Raw genomic sequence first — 18,897 nt, forward strand, 5'->3', positions numbered from 1 at the left:
GCTCCCACATTGGATCTGTGTTCCAGCCGAGCCCTGTGGGAGCGAGCTTGCTCGCGATGAGGCCCTGTCAAACAAACCAATCCCCGCTGGCATCCCGCTGCCACACAACCCCAACCGAACATCTATTCTTACTAAAGGTCAACACAGGAGAACACAGACCGGAGGGACGTTCATCGTGCATATAGCGGACATAACCATGTTCTACGCCCCCGCCAGTGGAGGCGTGCGCACTTATCTGGATGCCAAGCACCGGCGCCTGGGCGATCGGCCCGGTATTCGCCACAGCCTGTTGATCCCCGGCGCGCATTTGAGCGAGCACGATGGAATCTACAAGGTTCCGGCCCCCGCCCTGCCATTCGGCAAAGGCTATCGTTTTCCACTTCGCCTGGCGCCCTGGCGTAATGTCCTGCGTGATCTACAGCCGGATCTGATTGAGGTCGGCGATCCCTACCTCACCGCGTGGGCCGCCCTGGATGCCCGGCGTCAGCTCGACGTGCCCGTGATCGGTTTTTATCATTCCGACCTGCCGTTGCTGGTGAGCAACCGCATGGGCAACTGGTTCACGCCCAACATCGAAGCCTACGTCAGCAAGCTGTACGGCAATTTCGATCGGGTCCTGGCGCCGAGCCAAGTCATGGCTGACAAACTGACCGGGCTGGGCGTCAAGAACGTCTACGTGCAGCCTTTGGGCGTGGACTTGCAAACCTTCAATCCCGCTGCTCGCGACCCGGAGTTGCGCGCCGAACTGGGTATCGCCGAAGACACGCGCCTGCTGATTTTTGCCGGCCGCGGTTCCAAGGAAAAAAACCTGCCGGTGCTGCTCAAGTGCATGAAACGCCTGGGCGAGCGTTACCACCTGCTGTTGGTGGGTTCGTCGATGCCCGCCGTGGTGCCGGACAACGTCACGGTGGTCGATGAGTTCTGCCCGGCGCCGCAAGTTGCCCGGCTCATGGCCAGTGCCGATGCCCTGCTGCACGCCGGAGACCAGGAGACCTTCGGCCTGGTGATCCTCGAAGCCATGGCCTGCGGTATTCCCGTGGTGGCGGTGGCCGCCGGGGCCTTCACTGAAATCGTCCACGAAGACTGCGGCTTGCTGTGCACACCCGACAACCCACAGGCCATGGCCAACGCCGTGCGGCAACTCTTTGCCGAGGGCTGCCAGCGCCGTGGCGCGATGGCGCGGCGTCATGTGGAGCGCTATTACGCTTGGGATTCAGTGGTCAACAGCTTGCTGGGGCATTATTACGCCGTGCTCGGCGAACAGATGCCGCTGCTGGCCAATGGTTGAGACGAGGCCCTGTCGATGACTCATTCACCCAGCGTGTTACTGGTGCTGCACGACGTGGCACCGCAAACCTGGCCCGACTACCAGCCCTTTGTCGAAGCCGTCGATGCCCTCGGCCAGGTGCCGATGACTTGGTTGGTAGTGCCTGACTTTCACCGCAACAATGCCCTGGAGGCTCACCCGGGTTTTCGGCGTCTGCTCGACAGTCGGGTCGAGCGCGGCGACGAACTGGTGTTGCATGGTTATTACCACTGCGACGACGGTCCTGCGGCCCGGCACCCCAAGGACTGGTTCATGCGCCGGGTCTATACCCATGAAGGTGAGTTCTACAACCTGTCCGAGCAAGCCGCCCTCGCCCGCCTGCGCGCTGGTATCGAGATCTTTGAGCGTTACCACTGGCCGCTGGAAGGTTTCGTCGCCCCGGCCTGGCTGATGAGCGAAGGTACCCGCCAGGCCTTGCGCCAGTTGCCCCTGAGCTACACCAGCGATACCCAACACCTTTATCGCCTGCCCGACTTCACCGCCATCGACGCCCCGGGGTTGGTCTGGAGCGCCCGCAGTGCCTGGCGCCGCGGCCTGTCGAAAGTCCTCAGCGACCAAAGGGAAACGCGCTGGCGCCAGGCCCCGGTGATTCGCCTGGGCCTGCACCCAGTGGACATGCGCCACGGGTTTTCCCGGGATTACTGGCTGCGCACCCTCGAACGCCTGCTCAATGACGGTCGCATGCCGATGACCAAGGCCGGCTGGCTGGCGACTCAGGGCCTGCGGGTCAGCAGCGCCGCATGAAACGGCTGATCTGGCTGGCCGCCGCGCTGCTCACGGCGCTTCTGGTTCCGCTGCTGGTGGGCGGCGGGGAGATGTGGACGCGGGTACAACGTTTTCCCTTATCGCTGCTGCTGATCATGCTCGGCATGATCGTGCTGTGCTGGGGTTTGAACTCCATGCGCCTGCGTTTGCTGCTGGGTGAACACCGCGGGCGTATCGGCGGACTGAAAAGCATGGGCGTGGTGATGTCCACCGAGTTCGCCATGTGCGCAACGCCCGGCGGCAGTGGTGGGCCGCTGACACTGATGGCCCTGCTGGCGCGCAATGGCGTGCGCCCGGCCCATGGCAGTGCGGTATTTGCCATGGATCAGTTGAGCGACCTGCTGTTCTTCCTCTGCGCCTTGGTGGGCATCCTGTTTTATGCGCTGTTCCAGAATCTCAGCCAACGCATGGAATGGATGCTGGGATTGAGTGCAGTTTCAATGTTTGGCGGGTTGTTCGCCTGTGCGCTGGTGGCCCGCTACCACCGCCGGCTGATTCTGCTGGGCGCTCGGCTACTGTGTCATTTGCGGGTAAAGAGCAGCACCCGTCGACGCTGGGCACGCAAGATCCTGCACTTTCTCGCGGCGTTTACTGACACCTTGAAATTGCCACGGCAAACCCTGTTCCAAGTCTTCGGCCTGACGTGTCTCCATTGGGTATTGCGCTACAGCGTGCTGTACCTGGCGTTGAAAGGGCTGGGGGCGGATTTGCAGTGGGCCTGGAGTTTCCTGATCCAGATGCTGTCCCTGAGCGCCGGGCAATTCAGCCTGCTGCCGGGCGGTGCCGGGGCTGCGGAACTGACCTCGGCGGCGCTGTTGGCACCCATGGTGGGTAAATCCACTGCCGCGGCGGCGATTCTGATCTGGCGAGCAGTGACTTATTACTTTTACCTGGTGGCGGGCGGGCCGGTGTTCTTCTTGATGGTCGGGCGACCGTTGATCAAGAAGCTGATAAAGCTCAGGCAGGCCTGATCGATCAGCGTTTCTGTTCGGGCTCATCCTGGGGATGCGTCTGTTTCCAGAGTTCGGCGGCGTCAGGAAACTCAGTGCCGTCCTCTGGTCCCAACGCATCCGGGTCGTAGCGACTCAGGCAGCCTTCGCCCAATGTGGCCGGTGCACGGGAGGTGGCTTTGTCCAATGGATCGGTCATGGTGCAACGCTGTCCCTGAGGGTTTCATGAATCATTGTGGCGAGGGAGCTTGCTCCCTTGCCACGGGTCATCTTTTTCCTTGAGTGTAGTCAGAACACCACAGTCTTGTTGCCGTGCACCAACACCCGGTCTTCCAGGTGATAGCGCAGGCCCCGCGCCAACACCATCTTCTCTACGTCACGGCCGAAACGCACCATGTCTTCGATGCTGTCGCTGTGGCTGACGCGCACCACGTCCTGCTCGATGATCGGGCCGGCGTCCAGCTCTTCGGTCACGTAATGGCAGGTGGCGCCAATCAGTTTCACGCCGCGCAGGGAAGCCTGGTGGTACGGCTTGGCGCCGACGAACGACGGCAGGAAACTGTGATGGATGTTGATGACCTGGTGGGCGTATTCGCGGCACAAGGCCGGCGGCAGGATTTGCATGTAGCGGGCCAGCACCACCACTTCGGCCTCGTGCTGCTTGACCAGCCTCGAGACTTCGGCGAACGCCGGCTGCTTGTCCTGCGGGTCGACCGGTACATGGTAGTACGGGATGCCGTGCCACTCCACCATGCTGCGCAAGTCGTCATGGTTGGAAATGACACAGGCAATGTCGCAATCGAGCTCATCGCTGTGCCAGCGGTGCAGCAAGTCAGCCAGGCAGTGAGACTCGCGACTGGCCATCAGCACGACGCGTTTTTTCTGCGCGGTGTCGGTGATGCGCCAGTCCATCGAGAACTCTTCGGCAATCGGTGCAAAAGCCTCGCGAAAGGCTTCGATGCCGAAGGGCAGCGAGTCGGCACGAATCTCGTGACGCATGAAGAACCAGCCACTGTGATTGTCCGAGTGATGGCTCGCTTCAGTGATCCAGCCGTTATGGGACGCCAGAAAGTTACTGACTTTAGCAACGATACCGACGCGGTCCGGGCAAGCAATCACCAGCCGAAAAGTGCGCATTAGGGGAACTCCAGAACTTCGCAAAGGCGGCCATTCTAGCCATTGCGCAGGAAAACTGCAGTATCGATGACGCACCGTACCCTCGCGATGGCCCTGGATCGCGAAAGGCGTGGCGTGTGGCACCAGGCTATATGCGCAAACAGATGTGAGACCGCTCACAGTATTTAACTGCAATGCCCGTTTTTTCTGGCGTTGCACTAATTAATTAAATAAAACACGGCTTAAATGTTTACTTGATGAAACTGTCTGATTACTATTGCCGCACTGTCTCCTTGTCACCCGCACCCTACATAAGGTAGTCCAAATGTCCTTGATCAATGAATACCGCGCCACTGAAGAAGCCATCAAAGAACTGCAAGCGCGCCTGAAAAACCTGTCCCAAGACGACAAACTGCAAACCGAACTGGAATTCGAAGGCAAACTGCGCACGCTGATGGGCGAGTACTCCAAGTCCCTGCGCGACATCATTGCCCTGCTGGATCCAGAAGCCAAGTCGAGCAAAGCACCACGTGGCGCGGTAAAAACTACCGGCACCAAACGCGCTCGCAAAGTTAAGCAATACAAAAACCCGCACAACGGTGAAGTCATCGAAACCAAAGGTGGCAACCACAAGACCCTGAAAGAGTGGAAAGCCAAGTGGGGCGGTGACGTGGTTGAAGGCTGGGCAACCCTGCTGGGTTAAGCCTCACCGGTTCGCGCCGTTCTTTGCGAACACAATAACGCCAGCGATTGCTGGCGTTTTTTTATGCCTGTCTTTTTTACTTCTGGACACCGCTCATAGGCTTAAACGTTTACGCAATTGCTGGCTGTAGCCCTGCCATTGCATGAGGACCTCTTGCTGCAATGGCGTAGAGAGCGCCATCCATTCTCCCATTGCCTCATCAAAACTTTTCAAGGTATTAGGCGCTCCCAATTCCGGGGATGACAGACGTTGTTGACAGAAAAGTCTCCAACGCCCCTGCTCTTCGGGATTCAGCGTGTCTGGAAAGTTGCGCGCGCGATATCGAAACAATAATTCCGGCAAGCGCTCGTCATCGAATGGCCAGCGTTGTTGAGCCAATTGCACCGGGTCCGCCAAGCGGACTTGTTCACATAAACGACGATCACGGTCGCCGATGAAGCCCGCGTATAACTGTTGTTCGGGATCCTCACTGGCGGTGAAATCCTCGCGGCCATAAATAGCTTGAAGTTTATCCTGCCAAACTTCCTGTGCGTCAGTTAGTCGCAATGCCCGCTGCTGATAGCCGTCCATGTCCAGTTGCAGCCGCTGTTGATCCTCGGCGCGCAGCACCGACAACGGCGCGACCACCGGACACTTGTTGATATGGATGAGCTTGAGCGGCACCGGCAATTCACCATCGAGCAGTTCTTCACGGCGCGTGTACAAACCCTGGCGCAACCGGTCGGCATCGTGGTCGAGCAGCCCCTGGGGATCCAGGTGCAGGTCGCAGACAATCAGGGCGTTGCGGTTTTTCGGGTGCCAGGCCAGCGGCAGGACGACGCCGATGTAATTGCGTGCCGCCGAGAAGCGTCCGGAGATGTGCACCATCGGCTGCAGCAGGCGGATCTGGTCCATCACCTTCTGTTTGCTGCGCAGCTGGAACAGCCAGTCGTAGAGCCGGGGCTGCTGCTGGCGAATCAGGCGGGCCAGGGCGATGGTCGCGCGCACGTCCGACAACGCATCGTGCGCCTGGCCATGGTCGATGCCATTGGCGGCGGTCAGGCGCTCGAGCTTGAGGGTGACGCGACCCTCCTCCTGCGGCCAGACGATGCCTTGCGGGCGTAGGGCATAGGCGGCGCGCACCAGGTCGATCAGGTCCCAGCGACTGTTGCCGCCCTGCCATTCCCGCGCATAGGGGTCGAAAAAATTCCGATAAAGGCTGTAGCGGGTCATTTCATCGTCGAAGCGCAGGGTGTTATAACCAGCGCCACACGTACCGGGAGCGGCCAGTTGGGCGTGGACACGGGTCATGAAATCGGCTTCGCTCAAGCCTTTTTCGGCCAGGCACGCCGGAGTGATGCCGGTGATCGCACAGGCCGCCGGATGGGGCAGGATGTCATCGCTGGGCTGGCAATACAGGTTCACCGGTTCGTCGATTTCATTGAGCTCGAAATCGGTACGGATACCCGCCACTTGCAAGGGCCGGTCGCAACGCGGGTTGATGCCGGTGGTTTCGTAGTCGTACCAGAAGATGGAAGTCACGGGCTGTTCCTGAACTGAAGACTGGCGAAGTCTAGGCGCTCGAACCCGCCCCAGGCCAGCGGTCCTGTAACTTTTGAAACATCCAATGTGGGAGCGAGCTTGCTCGCGATAGCGGTGGGTCAGCCTGCGGTGATGCTGGCTGTGCAGCCGCCATCGCGAGCAAGCTCGCACACACGGGACCTGCTGGATGGCCCAGATCGTGTTCGCACCCTCAGTCACGTTGCGATCCATGAAATGAAATGACTGGCATCGACATATCGTTTGCCCGCACGAAGGCTGCTAGCATCGCCGACATTGAATGTTCGACCCGGCCCATCACTCAGGTAGCCCATGCTCGACACACCAGCACTGCAAAGGAACGCGACGCTGCCGGCGCCCCTGGACACGCGCTATCAGGTCGAAACGCCCGAAGGCATCGACCTGCCACTGCGTCCGGCGGGGTTGATGCCCCGTTCACTGGCCTTTGCCATCGACCTGGGCATACGCGGGCTGGTCCTGGGGCTGCTCTTTCTGATCCTGGCGTTTTTCGGTGAGCTGGGCATCGGCCTGGGGTCCATCCTGCTGTTCATTATCAGCTGGTGGTACATGGTGCTGTTCGAAGTGCTGAACCAGGGCCGCTCCCCCGGCAAGCAGATCATGGGGTTGCGCGTGGTGCAGGACGACGGTCGCCCCATTGGCTGGTCCGCCTCACTGATCCGCAACCTGTTGCGCTTCGTCGACATGCTGCCCTTCGCCTATGCCTTCGGGGCAATCAGTTGCCTGCAGCATCCGGCCTTCAAACGCCTGGGCGACCTCGCGGCCGGCACACTGGTGGTATATCGCGAACAACCGGTCAAACGCCCCACCCTGCCATTGGTACAACCGATACGCCCGCCGTTTGCCCTGAGCCTGAACGAGCAACGCGCCGTGCTGAGTTTCGCCGAGCGCCAGGCCGAACTGTCCCCGGCGCGGGTCAACGAACTGGCGAGCATCCTGGCCGCACCCTTGAACGTCCAGGCGCCCAGCGCCGTGGCCGAACTCAATGGCATTGCCCGCGGCCTGTTGGGGCCAACATGAAGCAAAGCCTGTTTGAAAGCCGCCATCAAGAAGAATGGGCACATCTGTCGGGCCTGCTCGATCAATTGGAACGCAGTCGCAACGCGCCCCAGAGCAGCGATTTCCCACCCGCCTATCGGCGACTTTGCCATCACCTGGCACTGGCCCAGGCGCGGGGCTACAGCAGCTTGCTGATCGACACGCTGCAACAACTGGCCCTGCGCGGTCACCAGCAGCTCTACCGGGACCGCAGCCGACCCTCGGCCAGTCTCTCGGCCTTTATCCTCGCCGGGTTTCCTCGACTGGTCCGCGAACAATGGCGCTTCGTGCTGGTCGCCAGCCTGATGTTCCTGGGCAGCCTGGCGGGCATCGGGCTGTTGGTCTATCTGTTTCCGGAACTGGTCTACAGCGTGTTGGGCGCCGACGAAATCAGCCAGATACGCAGCATGTACGACCCGGCCGCCGGGCACCTGGGGCGCTCGATCGAACGGGCCGCCAGCGAGGATTGGGTCATGTTCGGCTACTACATCATGCACAACATCGGCATTGCCTTTCAGACGTTCGCCAGTGGCCTGATGTTTGGCCTGGGCAGCGCGTTCTTCCTGTTTTTCAATGGCCTGACCATTGGCGCGGTGGCCGGACACCTGACCCAGATCGGTTCGGGAAGCACATTCTGGTCGTTCGTGATCGGCCATGGCGCCTTCGAACTCACCGCCATCGCCCTGGCCGGCGCCGCCGGACTGCAACTGGGTTGGGCCTTGATCGCGCCGGGGCGCCTGACCCGGGGCGAGGCCTTGCGGCTCGCCGCGGGCAAAAGCGTGCTGATGATCGGCGGGGTGATGCTGTTGCTGCTCATCGCCGCGTTCATCGAGGCCTACTGGTCCTCCAGCGCCGTATCGCCCGCCATCAAATACACGGTGGGCGCATTGTTATGGCTGCTGGTGCTCAGTTATCTGTTGTTTGCCGGACGGGACCGCCATGCGCCTGAGTGACGCCACCGTAGTCATCCGCCCGCGAACCGCCTGGGAAGCCATGGACCTGGGTGTGCTGATGAGCCAGCGGCATCGACGGTTGCTGATGACCAGTTGGGCCATCGTCACACTGCCGGTGTATGTGCTGCTGACCCTGTTGCTGTGGGATTCGCCGTCCCTGGTCGTGCTGGTGTTCTGGTGGTTGAAACCGGCCTTTGACCGACTGCCGCTGTTCATTCTTTCCAAGGCGCTGTTTGGCGAAACGCCCACGTTGAAACAGGCCTTGCGCGCGTGGCCCGCGCTGCTCAAGCCCCAGTTGTTGGCGAGCCTGAGCTGGCGACGGTTGAGCCTGAGCCGCAGCTTCCTGATGCCCGTGGTGCAACTTGAGGGGCTTGCCGGCGATGCGCGCGAGCAGCGCTTGCGGGTCCTGCTGCAACGCAATGGCGGCGCGGCGCAATGGCTGACCCTTATCGGCGTGCACCTGGAAACCGCCTTGTGGTTCGGCCTGATGGCCCTGTTCTATCTATTCGTGCCGCAACAAGTCGAATTGGAATGGGACTGGCAGATGCTGGTGGCAGCGGCCGAACACGACTGGTTGTGGTTCGAACACCTGGTCAACTTCCTGTATCCCCTGCTGCTGATCGTCTGGGAGCCGATCTATGTCGCCTGCGGCTTCAGCCTCTACTTGAACCGGCGCACGATTCTCGAGGGCTGGGACATCGAACTGGCCTTCCGCCGCCTGCGCCAACGCCAACGCCTGAGCAGTACAGTTCCCGTGCTGATGCTGCTGGCACTGTTGCTGCTACCCCCGGCCCCCCCGGCCTGGGCCGCCGAAGACAGCAGCGCACCCGACAGCCCCCGCCTGCTCCATCAACCCCTCACCAGCGAAGGGGCCCGGGACAGCATCAAGGCGATCCTCGAAGCCCCACCGTTCAAGACCCCGGAAACGGTCACCCGTTATCGTTTCGGCGAAGAAGCCACCGAGGCTCCCGAGAAGGGCGAAACCCCGGGTTGGCTCAAGGCATTGTTCAAATGGATGGGCAGCCAACGCTTCGACATCATCGCCACGTTGATCCAGATCGCCCTGTGGGCCTGCCTGGTGGGCGCGATTGTCTGGCTGGCCTGGCACTACCGGGAAAGACTCAAGGCCTTGGTGAATCTCCGGCCGACGCAACGGGTAACCCTTGAACGACCGGCACCGACCCAAATGTTCGGCCTGGATATCCGCCAAGAGAGCCTGCCAGTCGACGTGGCCACCAGCGTCGAGCAGTTATGGTCCGCCAATCCCCGCGAGGCGCTGGGCCTGCTTTACCGCGCCCTGCTCAGTCGGCTGCATCATGACTTCCAGGTCCCATTGACGCCGGCCGACACCGAAGGCCAAGTGCTGCAACGCATCGAACAGCTTCAACAGGCCAACCTGCTGGGCTTCAGCGAAAGCCTGACCCGGCACTGGCAGAACATCGCCTATGGGCACCGTACACCGCCGCCCCACCTTCAACAGGAACTGTGTGACGGCTGGCGCGGGCTGTTCGGTCCGGGAGCGTCTCGATGAGCCGGCGTACAGGGTTGCTGACCGGCGCACTGGTGGTCGCGCTGGTGGGTGCGTTGGGCGTCTATCTCTACGTGAAGGCCGTGCCCTATCAGGAAACCCTCGATCACGGCCCCTCCCCCGAAGCCCGGGCCAACCCGTACCTGGCCGCCGAACATTTCCTGCGCCAGCAGGGCATCAATGTCGAACATGCCAATGACCTGAGCGTGCTTCCCAGCCTGGAGCCTCGCCAGCACAGCCTGCTGTTGCTGGGTGAGCGCACCCACATGACGCCACGGGAAGTCGACCAATTGATGAACTGGACCCGCGCCGGCGGGCGCTTGCTGTTTGTCGCCGAGGCCTTGTGGGATGACAACACCAAGAGCAGCGGCGACTTGCTGCTGGACCGCGTGCACCTGCGCCAACTCCTGAGCGAAGACCTCAAGGAGCCGGCCCCCGAGCTCATCAAGGATCGCTACCCGGAGCTGACCAAGCTGTACCTGGAAGACGAAGAGGCGCCTGCGTATATCGGCTTCGACACCGACTTCCACCTCGAAGACCCGCAGAACCTCGCCCAGGCCTGGGCCAACAGCGCCCTGGCGACCCACATGATGCAACTGACCCTCGGCCTGGGCTCGATCACGGTGATCACCGACGCCGAGCTGTGGAAGAACGAGCACATCGACCAGTACGACAACGCCTGGCTGCTCTGGTATTTGGGCGCCGATACCGACGTCACGCTGCTGTTCAACACCGATCACGACGACCTGCTGACCCTGCTGCTGCGCTATTTCCCCCAGGCATTGGTGGCGCTGCTGGCCTTGGTGGCCCTGTGGCTCTGGCGCTCGGCGGTACGCCATGGCCCGCTGCAGCAACCGGCACCCAAGGCACGGCGCCAACTGGAGGAACACTTGCAGGCCAGCGCCGGTTTCCACCTGCGCCACAACGGCCAACAGCAGTTGTTGCAGACCTTGCAGCAGGACATCCTGCGCCGCGCCCGCCATCTTCATCCCGGTTTCGAACAACTGGCCGTCGCCGAACAATGGCAAGTACTCGCCCGCCTGACCCGCCAACCCACGCGAGCCATCAGCCAAGCCTTGAGCCCACGGCCGAAACAGCGGATGTCCAGCGCAGAGTTCTGCCGCCAGGTCGCCCATTTGCAAACCCTTAGGAATGCCTTATGAGTTTTCCGCAGATAAATCCGCAAGAATGCTCGAAATCATCTATCGTACGGCGTTACCAAACCTAGTAATAACGGGCGTTATAGCCGATTTTGTTTTCCGCATAAATTTCCGCAGGAATCACCGAGTAAGTAGCCGTTTAAGGGCGCCGGAATCAAACGATGATCACCTCGAAAACGTACCTTGACCCAGTACTGCCAGAAAGTCTGCCCGACTCGATCATTCAGGCTGCGGATCAGTTGCCCCGCAAGGCAGAATTTCTTGCCGGAAGGCTTGCCGATGAGACCTCGAAGCAGCTGGCGGGCCTGCTGCGCATCACCAATACCTACTACTCGAACCTGATCGAAGGGCATCGAACCGAGATCGCTGACCTCCAGACTGCTCGCACGACACCGAAACGGGAAAGAAAGGCGCTCAAAGAGCTCGCAGTGCAACACATGACCCAGCAGGAGGTGATGGAGCGGCTGCTGCGCATGCGGCCAGCGGACAGCTTCTCTGCCATGTTCGATCCCAAGTTGATCGCGACGATCCATCGTCGACTTTTCAAGGACGCGTCTACGCAGGAACTGACCCTGGGCGATGGTCGCATGATGGAACCGGGCAGACTGCGGGCCGAACAGAATGAACAGGTCCAGGTTGGCGCACATGTCGCTCCAGCGGCTGCAGCGGTATTGCCCATGCTTGAGCATTTGCAGTTGCACTACGGACGAATAAAAGACCCGCGGCGCCAATTGATCGCCGCCCTGGCAGGCCATCACCGAGTGGCGCTTGTTCACCCCTTCCTGGATGGCAATGGTCGAGTGATTCGGATGCTCACCCACCTGCAACTTGTTCACCTCGGGCTAAAACCTTTCCTATGGTCACTGTCCCGTGGCCTGGCTCGCAGGCAAGATGAGTACTATCGCTTCCTGGCGTTGGCTGATCGTCCTCGTGAAGGTGACTATGACGGGCGCGGCCAACTCTCACAGCGTCACTACTTCAACTTCATCGAGTTCATGCTCGATGTTTGCCACGACCAGATTGATTACATGACCACCGCGCTAGACCCAGCCAAGCTGCGCGAGCAGGTTGTTCATGTGTTCTCAACGGATCCTGACCTTCGCCGTGCCGGCATCAGGCCCACCAGTGCAGCGGCTGTGTTAGCGCTGCTCACCCAAGGTGCGATGCCGCGTGCGGAGTTCAAGGTGTTCACAGGCTTGAAGGATCGGCTTGCAACGGAAGAACTGAGTCGCTTGATCGAAGCGGGGATAGTGGTCAGCAGTACCCCCAGGTCCCGAACGGTGGAAGCGGGTTTGCCCGCCCGCTTCGCCGGATCGATCTTTGCGAACCTGCATTTTCAAATGGGCTAATTGTGCCGGTGACTCGGGCCTCAGCTGCTTGAAGTGAGCGCACCATCATAGGATTTAACCGTTAGGAGAACGCCAGAACCCATGACTGAACAGAACGAACCTGCCGACGGCCAGACCCACGCCGCCCAACAGCGCCAGCGCGCCAGTCAGTTGGCCCAGGCCATTCGCACCGAGCTGCGCAAAGCGGTGGTCGGCCAGGATACGGTGATCGACGATGTGCTCACGGCGCTGATCGCCGGCGGTCACGTCCTGCTCGAAGGCGTCCCCGGGCTGGGCAAGACCTTGCTCGTACGCGCCCTGGCCCGCTGTTTTGGCGGCGAGTTCGCGCGCATCCAGTTCACCCCCGACCTGATGCCCAGCGACGTCACCGGGCACGCGGTGTATGACTTGCAGACCGAGCAATTCAAGCTGCGCAAGGGCCCGGTGTTCACCAACCTGCTGCTGGCCGACGAGATCAACCGCGCGCCGGCCAAGACCCAGGCCGCGCTGCTCGAGGCCATGCAGGAGCGCCAGGTCACCCTCGAGGGTCGCCCCTTGCCCATCGCCCAACCGTTCATGGTGCTCGCCACCCAGAACCCCATCGAACAGGAAGGCACCTACCCGCTGCCGGAAGCCGAGCTCGACCGCTTCATGCTCAAGGTGCGCATGGACTACCCCGACGCCGACCAGGAACTGAATATGGTGCGCCAGGTCAGCCGCTCGACCCGGGCCGACATGCTTGATGTGCAGCCGTTGCGCACGGTGTTGCAGGCCAAGGATGTGCAGGCGCTGCAACGCATCGCCAGCGATCTGCCGATGGACGACCAGGTGCTCGACTACGCCGTACGCCTGGCCCGCACCACCCGCAGTTGGCCGGGGTTGACCCTGGGCGCCGGGCCGCGCGCCTCGATCGCCCTGGTACGCTGCGCCCGGGCGCGAGCGTTGTTGCGCGGCGGCGAGTTCGTGGTGCCGGACGACATCAAGGGCTGCGCCCTGGCCGTGCTGCGCCATCGTGTGCGGCTGGCACCGGAGCTGGACATCGAAGGGCTGTCGGTGGATCAGGTGCTGGGGCAGCTGCTTGATCAAGTGCCGGCGCCGCGGTTGTGAATACAAACTTCATGATGGAGAAACTCATTGTGGCAAGAGCACTCTCTGTGGCCAGAGTGCTTTTTGTGGCGAAGGAGCTTGCTCCCGCTGGGCTGCGAAGCAGACCCCGGGGTTTGCCTGACACACCGCAAGGGGACGCTGCGCGTCCAGCGGGAGCAAGCTCCCTCGCCACGGGGAACCTCACCGCAGCACATTCCTTCGCCAAGGCTAATGCCCCCTGCGAGGGAATGCACTCATGAAACCCTCGCGCCTGCTATTGATCTGGCTCGCGGCACTGCTGGCCCTTGGCATCGTGCTAGGCGCATTGCGGGCGTTGGGCGTGGCGGTTCCATCGGCCCTGCTGTCCATCAACTGGGGCTTGCTGCTGGCCTTGCTGGCCCTGGCGCTGCTCGACGCCGTGCGGCTCAGGCGCTTGCCTTTGCCCCGAGTACAACGGCAGATGCCGGCAAGCCTGGCCCTCGGTCGATGGGGCGAGGTCCGCTTGGAGATCAGCCATGACTTCGAGCAGCCGCTGCAGGTTGAGCTCTTCGATCATGTCCCCGATGGCCTGGACTTCGAAAACCTCCCCCTGACGGTTGAGCTTCAACCCGGCCAGCTCAGCCAGATCGGCTACCGCCTACGCCCGCTCAAGCGCGGCCACTTCACCTTCGAACACTGCGAAGTCAACCTGCCGAGCCCGTTGGGCCTGTGGGCGCAAAAACGCCTGATGAACGAGGTCGAAGAGATCCGCGTCTACCCGGATTTCGCCAAGCTCTACGACGGCCAGCTACTGGCTGTGGATAACTGGCTCAGCCAACTCGGCATCCGCCAGCGTCAACGGCGTGGCCAGGGGCAGGAATTCCATCAACTGCGCGAATTTCGCGAGGGCGACAGCCTGCGCCAGATCGATTGGAAAGCCACCGCCCGCCACCGCACGCCGATTGCCCGGGAGTACGAAGACGAGCGTGACCAACAGATCATTTTCATGCTCGATTGCGGCCGGCGCATGCGCAGCCAGGATGGCGAACTGTCGCACTTCGATCACGCCCTCAACGCCTGCCTGCTGCTCAGCTACACCGCGCTGCGCCAGGGCGACGCTGTCGGCCTGAGCACCTTCGCCAGCGAGCAAACCCGCTACCTCGCCCCGGTCAAAGGCACGGGCCAGCTCAACGTGTTGCTCAACACCGTGTACGACCTCGACAGCAGCCAACGTCCCGCCGACTACCAGGCCGCCGTGACCCAACTGCTGGCCCGGCAAAAACGTCGGGCCCTGGTGGTGCTGGTGACCAACCTGCGGGATGAGGACGATGCGGAACTGCTGGCCGCCGTGAAACGGCTGGGCCAACAGCATCGGGTGCTGGTGGCCAGCCTGCGGGAAGAAGCCCTCGACCGCTTGCGCCAGTCGCCGGTGCAAACCCTGCCTGAAGCCTTGGCCTATTGCGGGACGGTGGACTACCTGAATGCCCGGGCCGAACTGCATCAGCAATTGAGCGCCCATGGCATCCCGGCCCTGGACTCACGCCCGAGTGAATTAGGGGCGCAATTGGTGACGCAATATCTCGCATGGAAAAAGGCGGGGACCGTATAGGTCCTACAGCGAGCAAGCAAAACTCCGGTTGACTACGGCGCCTTGCGCAACGGACTACAGATCCGCCAGAATCCGCCGGCTTGTGTGCCTTGGCCTTGCCCCGTAACTTGATTCGCGTCGCTGATATCCAGCGATCGGGTTTAGTCGCCCGGTGTTGAAGTGATGTGCACAAGCGTCATCCAGTCGGGTTCCCCTATCCCCGCACTTGATGGTGGCTGTGCGCAGGGCGCCCTCGGGCGCGCCGGTTTCACTTCTCACCGGTCGACTAACCTGCGTCCAGCCGCCACCCCTCGTTTAGTCGCGAGCCGGATGGCAGCGCCACCGAAGAGAAGTGAATATGATCAAGCCAACCCCCAATCCACCCCATACCGACCCGCTCTCCCCCAAGAAACCCTCGACCCCGAAAAGCTCGACCAAGCCGCCCAAGGAGCCCTGGACTACTACCTCAAGCCCAACAACGGCCAGCCCGAGCAGAAAACCGCCAAGCAAGTGGATTACTTCATCGTCGCCCCTGACGCCGATCCCGAAGGCATGCTCGCGCACACCTACGAAACCTTCTGCTCGGTGAGCACGCTGATCCTGGATTTATCGGAAGACCTGGAAGGCGCCCCGCGCAACCTGGCCCTGGCGATTCACCAGATGGGCGAGATGGGGGTGTTGTTGCTGGAGAGGATGCTGGATAACGAAGCGAAGGTTCAGCGCTAACGGTCAAACGAACTGTTGCAGCGAAACCTGTGGGAGCGAGCTTGCTCGCGATGACGGTGGGTCAGCTGACATCAATACTGAATGTGCCGACGCCTTCGCGAGCAAGCTCGCTCCCACAGTTGATTGAAGTACACCCGCAAGAGCCAGGCGTTACGCCCTGGCTCCCTCAGAGAGATAGCCTCAAGCCGATTCCGGCATCGGATAAAAACTGAAATATTGCCGCAACGAACTGATCAGTTGCCCGTATTCCGGCGGTGCCCATTTCAGGCTGAAACCGGCGTCGAAATGCATCGGCGTCACGTCTTCATGGCACCACAGGCAATTGGCTTTCAACTTGATGTTCTGCTGCGGTCCCTCATCGGAAGGGATTTTCAGATGCAGTTCAAAGTCCGCCCCCACCATCAATGGCAGATGACTGATCAGCATCAGGCCATCTTCAGAGACGTTACCCAAAAAGCCGATGGGCCTGTCATTGACGCCGTTGAACACCCGCAAAAAACACGGCAACTGATGCCGCTCGATTCGCCTTTTTTTGTACATGTCTTGTATCGCTTTTTCAACGACCCCGGACAGGGGCAAACGAATACTTCGGAACGAGCCCAAGCCTGCCCGCTCTCCCCGATCCCGGTGCCAGACACGTGAAGTGCTTGGCTAGACTTTCTGCCGGTCACAGGTGCTCTTCAACATTAGAGACCTGACTCTAATACGACTTGTACAAATATAGCTGAAGGTTGGGCAACAGCCAGTTTCGCCACGCACCTTTCATCTACCTCAACGGTACAAGAAGGAGATGACCAGGGGTCGCCCCTGGCCGTGGAACTGACGAGCGGTATCAGGACGCTGCAGGACGGATCGCCGCAGCGCTGCGGGTTGGATAATGACCCAGGCTCTGCAATGTTTCGAGGCGGGCACGGGCGCGGAACGCGTATTCGCTGTTAGGGTACTGCGTGATGATGAACTGGTAGGTTTGCGCTGCATCGATGAACAGCTTCTGCCGCTCCAGACACTGGCCGCGCAGCATCGAGACTTCCGGCTGCATGTAGCGGCGGGCCCGGCTGGCGCGGTCGACCTTCGACAGCTCGAGCATCACTTGCTCGCAATTGCCGCGGTCATAGGCCTTGTAGGCCAGGTTCATGTGGTGGTTCATCGACCAACGGGTGCAGCCCGTGACGCTCAGGGCCAGGGCAACAAAAAGCACGAATCGCATGGGAGGTTCTCCTGTCTTGAGCTCTGTATCGACCTGGCTGGAAAAATCTTCAGCCTGAAAAACACTGCTGCGGCACGCACCTATCCTGTGGCGAGGGAGCTTGCTCCCGCTGGGCTGCGCAGCAGCCCCAAAACCTGGCCCGTCGGTCTATCAGGCAGCCCGAGTTCAACTTGCTTGGGGTCGCTTCGCAACCCAGCGGGAGCAAGCTCCCTCGCCACAAGAGCCTGTGCAAGGATTTAAAGAGGCGCAAAAATTTTCAAGAATGTTCATTTCGAAAAACAAACGAAAAAGTAGTGCATATGAACAATGACTACACCCAAAGAGCATAGTAGCCTTCGCTGGCGCTTGAACCTGAGGAGTCATGCATGTCCGTCCGTCGCACCAAAATCGTCGCTACCCTTGGCCCGGCCAGTAATTCGCCGGAAGTTCTCGAACAGCTGATTCTGGCTGGCCTGGACGTTGCCCGCCTGAACTTTTCCCACGGCACCCCCGAAGAACACAAGGCGCGTGCCAAGCTGGTACGCGACCTCGCGGCCAAGCACGGCCGTTTCGTCGCCCTGCTGGGTGACCTGCAAGGCCCGAAGATCCGTATCGCCAAATTCGCCAACAAGCGCATTGAGCTGAAGATCGGTGACAAATTCACCTTCTCCACCAGCCATCCGCTGACCGAAGGCAACCAGCAGGTGGTGGGTATCGACTACCCGGACCTGGTCAAGGACTGCGGCGTGGGCGACGAGCTGCTGCTCGACGACGGCCGCGTGGTGATGCGCGTCGATACCGCGACCGCCACCGAACTGAACTGCACCGTGACCATCGGCGGCCCGCTGTCGGACCACAAAGGCATCAACCGCCGCGGCGGCGGCCTGACGGCACCGGCCCTGACCGAAAAAGACAAGGCCGACATCAAGCTGGCCGCGGAAATGGAAGTCGACTACCTCGCCGTGTCCTTCCCCCGTGACGCCGCCGACATGGAATACGCCCGCCAACTGCGTGACGAATCCGGCGGTACGGCCTGGCTGGTGGCCAAGATCGAACGCGCCGAAGCGGTGGCCGACGACGAAACCCTCGACGGCCTGATCAAGGCGTCCGACGCCGTGATGGTGGCCCGTGGCGACCTGGGCGTGGAAATCGGCGACGCCGAGCTGGTGGGTATCCAGAAGAAGATCATCCTGCACGCACGCCGCCACAACAAAGCGGTGATCGTTGCAACCCAGATGATGGAGTCGATGATCCAGAACCCGATGCCGACCCGCGCCGAAGTGTCCGACGTAGCCAACGCCGTGCTCGACTACACCGACGCCGTGATGCTCTCGGCCGAGAGCGCCGCCGGCCTCTACCCGCTCGAAGCGGTGCAAGCCATGGCGCGTATCTGCATCGGCGCGGAAAAGCACCCGACCAGCAAGACTTCCAGCCATCGCATCGGCAAGACCTTCGAGCGTTGCGACGAAAGCATCGCCCTGGCGACGATGTACACCGCCAACCACTTCCCGGGTGTGAAGGCGATCATCGCCCTGACCGAAAGTGGCTACACGCCGCTGATCATGTCGCGCATCCGCTCCTCGGTGCCGATCTACGCGTTCTCCCCGCACCGTGGAACCCAGGCCCGGGCTGCCATGTTCCGTGGCGTCTACACCGTGCCGTTCGACCCAGCCGCCCTGCAACCGGGCGAAGTCAGCCAGGCGGCGGTGGATGAACTGGTCAAGCGTGGCGTGGTGCAAACCGGTGATTGGGTCATCCTCACCAAGGGCGACAGCTACCACACCATCGGCGGCACCAACGGGATGAAAATCCTGCACGTTGGCGACCCCATGGTCTGAGTGACCGGTTGCTCGAAAAGCAAAAAGCCCCGCCGTGTGAATGGCGGGGCTTTTTGGTTTCTGCATTCT

Annotated in this window: 18 protein-coding genes; 13 read left to right on the forward strand and 5 right to left on the reverse strand. The window is 61.3% G+C overall.

Going from position 1 to position 18,897, the window contains the following annotated elements:
- The first annotated feature begins 196 nt into the window (after positions 1-196).
- The 3 genes from gpgS to gpgF are packed head-to-tail and all read left to right on the forward strand — an operon-like array spanning position 197 to position 3,063.
- Positions 197-1,288: an N-acetylglucosaminyl phosphatidylglycerol synthase gene (gpgS, locus tag QNH97_RS22665; protein WP_283553988.1), complete on the forward strand. Its 1,092-nt coding sequence runs from the start codon at positions 197-199 to the stop codon at positions 1,286-1,288.
- 15 nt (positions 1,289-1,303) lie between these two features.
- A complete protein-coding gene (gene gpgD, locus QNH97_RS22670; RefSeq protein WP_283553989.1) occupies positions 1,304-2,071 on the forward strand; it encodes an N-acetylglucosaminyl phosphatidylglycerol deacetylase in 768 nt (255 codons plus the stop codon).
- Positions 2,068-3,063, forward strand: a complete 996-nt coding sequence (gene gpgF / locus QNH97_RS22675; RefSeq protein WP_283553990.1) for a glucosaminyl phosphatidylglycerol flippase — start codon at positions 2,068-2,070, stop codon at positions 3,061-3,063. Before gpgD ends, gpgF begins: the two co-directional genes overlap by 4 nt.
- A 4-nt stretch (positions 3,064-3,067) precedes the next feature.
- On the opposite strand, the gene QNH97_RS22680 is transcribed toward gpgF, so the two are convergent.
- Positions 3,068-3,241 (reverse strand): hypothetical protein, encoded by a 174-nt coding sequence (locus QNH97_RS22680; protein ID WP_283553991.1) that lies wholly within the window; start codon positions 3,239-3,241, stop codon positions 3,068-3,070.
- An 89-nt stretch (positions 3,242-3,330) separates the two neighbouring features.
- Positions 3,331-4,179: a formyltetrahydrofolate deformylase gene (gene purU / locus QNH97_RS22685; protein WP_283553992.1), complete on the reverse strand. Its 849-nt coding sequence runs from the start codon at positions 4,177-4,179 to the stop codon at positions 3,331-3,333.
- A 304-nt stretch (positions 4,180-4,483) separates the two neighbouring features.
- Between purU and mvaT the strand changes: the two genes are divergently transcribed.
- Entirely contained in the window at positions 4,484-4,861 is a 378-nt protein-coding gene (gene mvaT, locus QNH97_RS22690) for a histone-like nucleoid-structuring protein MvaT (RefSeq protein WP_003205091.1), read from the forward strand.
- A gap of 93 nt (positions 4,862-4,954) precedes the next feature.
- Here the strand turns inward: mvaT and sbcB are convergent, their stop codons facing one another.
- On the reverse strand, positions 4,955-6,382 hold the full coding sequence (gene sbcB, locus QNH97_RS22695) for an exodeoxyribonuclease I (RefSeq protein ID WP_283553993.1): 1,428 nt from the start codon (positions 6,380-6,382) through the stop codon (positions 4,955-4,957).
- A 330-nt stretch (positions 6,383-6,712) separates the two neighbouring features.
- On the opposite strand from sbcB, the gene QNH97_RS22700 reads away from it, so the two are divergent.
- The 8 genes from QNH97_RS22700 to QNH97_RS22735 all read left to right on the forward strand — a co-directional run bounded on the left by QNH97_RS22700 (position 6,713) and on the right by QNH97_RS22735 (position 15,804).
- On the forward strand, positions 6,713-7,438 hold the full coding sequence (locus QNH97_RS22700) for an RDD family protein (protein ID WP_283553994.1): 726 nt from the start codon (positions 6,713-6,715) through the stop codon (positions 7,436-7,438).
- Entirely contained in the window at positions 7,435-8,409 is a 975-nt protein-coding gene (locus QNH97_RS22705) for a stage II sporulation protein M (protein ID WP_283553995.1), read from the forward strand. Before QNH97_RS22700 ends, QNH97_RS22705 begins: the two co-directional genes overlap by 4 nt.
- Complete coding sequence (locus QNH97_RS22710; RefSeq protein WP_283553996.1) at positions 8,396-9,940, forward strand: DUF4129 domain-containing protein; 1,545 nt, start codon at positions 8,396-8,398, stop codon at positions 9,938-9,940. The genes QNH97_RS22705 and QNH97_RS22710 overlap by 14 nt, the downstream gene beginning before the upstream one ends.
- Entirely contained in the window at positions 9,937-11,100 is a 1,164-nt protein-coding gene (locus tag QNH97_RS22715) for a DUF4350 domain-containing protein (protein ID WP_283553997.1), read from the forward strand. The genes QNH97_RS22710 and QNH97_RS22715 overlap by 4 nt, the downstream gene beginning before the upstream one ends.
- Positions 11,101-11,258: 158 nt before the next feature.
- Positions 11,259-12,446 carry a Fic family protein gene (locus QNH97_RS22720; protein WP_283553998.1) on the forward strand — a complete coding sequence of 396 codons (1,188 nt, stop codon included), beginning with the start codon at positions 11,259-11,261 and terminating at the stop codon, positions 12,444-12,446.
- 81 nt (positions 12,447-12,527) lie between these two features.
- Entirely contained in the window at positions 12,528-13,532 is a 1,005-nt protein-coding gene (locus tag QNH97_RS22725; RefSeq protein ID WP_283553999.1) for an AAA family ATPase, read from the forward strand.
- Positions 13,533-13,767: 235 nt separating this feature from the next.
- Complete coding sequence (locus tag QNH97_RS22730) at positions 13,768-15,099, forward strand: DUF58 domain-containing protein (protein ID WP_283554000.1); 1,332 nt, start codon at positions 13,768-13,770, stop codon at positions 15,097-15,099.
- Between the two features lie 309 nt (positions 15,100-15,408).
- The gene (locus QNH97_RS22735) at positions 15,409-15,804 is read left to right on the forward strand and encodes a DUF6124 family protein (RefSeq protein WP_502944410.1); all 396 of its coding nucleotides are present in this window, start codon (positions 15,409-15,411) and stop codon (positions 15,802-15,804) included.
- 180 nt (positions 15,805-15,984) lie between these two features.
- On the opposite strand, the gene QNH97_RS22740 is transcribed toward QNH97_RS22735, so the two are convergent.
- Both QNH97_RS22740 and QNH97_RS22745 read right to left on the reverse strand, forming a co-directional pair.
- A complete protein-coding gene (locus QNH97_RS22740) occupies positions 15,985-16,344 on the reverse strand; it encodes a PilZ domain-containing protein (RefSeq protein ID WP_283554001.1) in 360 nt (119 codons plus the stop codon).
- 292 nt (positions 16,345-16,636) lie between these two features.
- Positions 16,637-17,011: a tetratricopeptide repeat protein gene (locus QNH97_RS22745; RefSeq protein WP_283554002.1), complete on the reverse strand. Its 375-nt coding sequence runs from the start codon at positions 17,009-17,011 to the stop codon at positions 16,637-16,639.
- A 365-nt stretch (positions 17,012-17,376) separates the two neighbouring features.
- On the opposite strand from QNH97_RS22745, the gene pyk reads away from it, so the two are divergent.
- On the forward strand, positions 17,377-18,828 hold the full coding sequence (gene pyk / locus QNH97_RS22750; RefSeq protein WP_283554003.1) for a pyruvate kinase: 1,452 nt from the start codon (positions 17,377-17,379) through the stop codon (positions 18,826-18,828).
- The last annotated feature ends 69 nt before the right edge of the window (positions 18,829-18,897 follow it).

The sequence above is a fragment of the Pseudomonas sp. G2-4 genome (assembly GCF_030064125.1).
Classification (GTDB): domain Bacteria; phylum Pseudomonadota; class Gammaproteobacteria; order Pseudomonadales; family Pseudomonadaceae; genus Aquipseudomonas.

Bases quoted from the DNA above. Each gene is read 5' to 3' on its own strand.
- gpgS (WP_283553988.1), top strand. From the start codon at position 197: ATGTTCTACGCCCCCGCCAGTGGAGGCGTGCGCACTTATCTGGATGCC.
- gpgD (WP_283553989.1), top strand. From the start codon at position 1,304: ATGACTCATTCACCCAGCGTGTTACTGGTGCTGCACGACGTGGCACCG.
- gpgF (WP_283553990.1), top strand. From the start codon at position 2,068: ATGAAACGGCTGATCTGGCTGGCCGCCGCGCTGCTCACGGCGCTTCTG.
- QNH97_RS22680 (WP_283553991.1), bottom strand. From the start codon at position 3,241: ATGACCGATCCATTGGACAAAGCCACCTCCCGTGCACCGGCCACATTG.
- purU (WP_283553992.1), bottom strand. From the start codon at position 4,179: ATGCGCACTTTTCGGCTGGTGATTGCTTGCCCGGACCGCGTCGGTATC.
- mvaT (WP_003205091.1), top strand. From the start codon at position 4,484: ATGTCCTTGATCAATGAATACCGCGCCACTGAAGAAGCCATCAAAGAA.
- QNH97_RS22700 (WP_283553994.1), top strand. From the start codon at position 6,713: ATGCTCGACACACCAGCACTGCAAAGGAACGCGACGCTGCCGGCGCCC.
- QNH97_RS22705 (WP_283553995.1), top strand. From the start codon at position 7,435: ATGAAGCAAAGCCTGTTTGAAAGCCGCCATCAAGAAGAATGGGCACAT.
- QNH97_RS22710 (WP_283553996.1), top strand. From the start codon at position 8,396: ATGCGCCTGAGTGACGCCACCGTAGTCATCCGCCCGCGAACCGCCTGG.
- QNH97_RS22715 (WP_283553997.1), top strand. From the start codon at position 9,937: ATGAGCCGGCGTACAGGGTTGCTGACCGGCGCACTGGTGGTCGCGCTG.
- QNH97_RS22720 (WP_283553998.1), top strand. From the start codon at position 11,259: ATGATCACCTCGAAAACGTACCTTGACCCAGTACTGCCAGAAAGTCTG.
- QNH97_RS22725 (WP_283553999.1), top strand. From the start codon at position 12,528: ATGACTGAACAGAACGAACCTGCCGACGGCCAGACCCACGCCGCCCAA.
- QNH97_RS22730 (WP_283554000.1), top strand. From the start codon at position 13,768: ATGAAACCCTCGCGCCTGCTATTGATCTGGCTCGCGGCACTGCTGGCC.
- QNH97_RS22735 (WP_502944410.1), top strand. From the start codon at position 15,409: ATGGCAGCGCCACCGAAGAGAAGTGAATATGATCAAGCCAACCCCCAA.
- QNH97_RS22740 (WP_283554001.1), bottom strand. From the start codon at position 16,344: ATGTACAAAAAAAGGCGAATCGAGCGGCATCAGTTGCCGTGTTTTTTG.
- QNH97_RS22745 (WP_283554002.1), bottom strand. From the start codon at position 17,011: ATGCGATTCGTGCTTTTTGTTGCCCTGGCCCTGAGCGTCACGGGCTGC.
- pyk (WP_283554003.1), top strand. From the start codon at position 17,377: ATGTCCGTCCGTCGCACCAAAATCGTCGCTACCCTTGGCCCGGCCAGT.